Origin of the sequence: Allochromatium palmeri (assembly GCF_009720725.1) — a bacterium.
Lineage (GTDB): Bacteria > Pseudomonadota > Gammaproteobacteria > Chromatiales > Chromatiaceae > Thermochromatium > Thermochromatium palmeri.
The window spans coordinates 1-1,544 of record NZ_WNKT01000118.1 but is presented as its reverse complement, the minus strand read 5'-3'; the positions used below and the strand labels follow the sequence as shown (position 1 = coordinate 1,544).

Genomic DNA, 1,544 nt, shown 5'->3' with positions numbered 1-1,544 from the left:
CTAGCAGCCTGTCGGACTTAACGGGCAGAGTCGCCTTTTGAGCGCCTTTAGGGGCGAAAAATGGCGAGATTTTGGCAAAGAATGCTGTTTTTCTTGGTGTTTCCCTTATTGCGGACGCAACACGGCCATCCGTTTAAGATTCCACGCCAGGCACACCAGGGTCCATTCACCCTGGACGTTCTGCAGCCCACGGGTGAGGAACTGACGAAACCCCATCACGGATTTGATGATCCCGAAGACCGGCTCAACGGTCTGCTTGCGCAGCGCATAGGCGGCCCGCCCGGTACGGGTCTTGAGCCGATGGGCCATGTGGGAGACCGGGGTCGCCTCGGGTGGCACCGCTTCGGGCTCGTCGAAGCGCGCCGACCAATGGGGGTGATGGTCCTCGCGCTTCATGGCGATCAACGGCGCGATCCCAGCGGCCTCGCAGACCTCAACGTTGCGCTCACTGAAATAGCCGTTGTCGGCGACACATTCCTCCGGTTGGCTCAGTCCCTCTGGCAGTGCCTGCACGCGCTCGAGCAGGGGAGCGACCTGTTCCTTGTCGTTGGCGGCCTGGGTGACCTGCGCCACCATGACCAGCATCGATTCGGTGTCGACGACGGCCTGAGCGTTGTAGCACTGCTCGAAGCCTCCGCCGGCCACGTGCATGAGGCGCGATTCCTCATCGGTGAGGTTGATCTGGTCATCGGCACGGGGCTCGGGCGAGGGCGCCTTGGGGGCCTTGCCACCGGGCTTGCGCCCCCGGGCCGCCGCCTTGGCGGCCCGTGCGGCGAGCTTGGCCTCGTAGGCGGCTTGCTCGCGGGCGTAGCGCTCGGCGGCCCGCGCCTCGATCTGGCGCTTGGCCTCGGCGATCGCGCCCAGGCGCGCCTCGCGGCGTGTCAATTCTTCAGGGACGCTCATCCCGTCGGGGACGTTGCGCCCATCGGCCTGCTCGGCCAAGGCCATCAATTCCTGGACTTCGGCTTGCAGTTGTGCCTCGATGCGCTCGGCATGTCCATATGACAGCGCGCTGTGACGGCTGGCGTTGGCGTGAATCTTGGTCCCGTCCAAGCTCACCCGCCCAAAGCGACTGAGCTGATTCGCGCGCGCGACCTCCAGCACTTGGACAAACACCGCCTCGAACTCCACCCTGAACCGCTCCCGGAAGGTCGCCAGGGTGTCGTGATCGGGGTGCTGATTGCAGGCGATGAAGCGAAAGGCGACCGAATCGAACGTGGCCAACTCGATCTTGCGGCTGGAGTAACAGCCCGTGGCGTAGCCATAGATCAACAGCGAGAGCATCATCGCCGGGTGATACGGCGCACTGCCTCGACCGGAGTACGCCTGCACCAGCGCGCTCAAGTCCAGCGCTTCCACGACCTCGACCACGTAGCGCGCTAGATGCCCTTCGGGCAGCCAGTCCTGTAACGACAGGGGCAGCTCCAATGGGAGGTCGCGATCGATCGGGCGGAAATTGGGCATCGTGGTCGGTCCTGAAGGGGGGCGACAGTCTACCAAGTCGGCAAGCGGGCGGCAGCGGCAAAGTCCGACAGGCTGCTAGC

The 1,544-nt window shown here is 64.6% G+C and carries 1 protein-coding gene; it reads right to left on the bottom strand.

The window, feature by feature from the left end; all coding sequences use genetic code 11:
* Positions 1-105: 105 nt before the first annotated feature.
* The gene (locus GJ668_RS19675; protein WP_155451774.1) at positions 106-1,464 is read right to left on the bottom strand and encodes an IS1182 family transposase; all 1,359 of its coding nucleotides are present in this window, start codon (positions 1,462-1,464) and stop codon (positions 106-108) included.
* Positions 1,465-1,544: the final 80 nt, after the last annotated feature.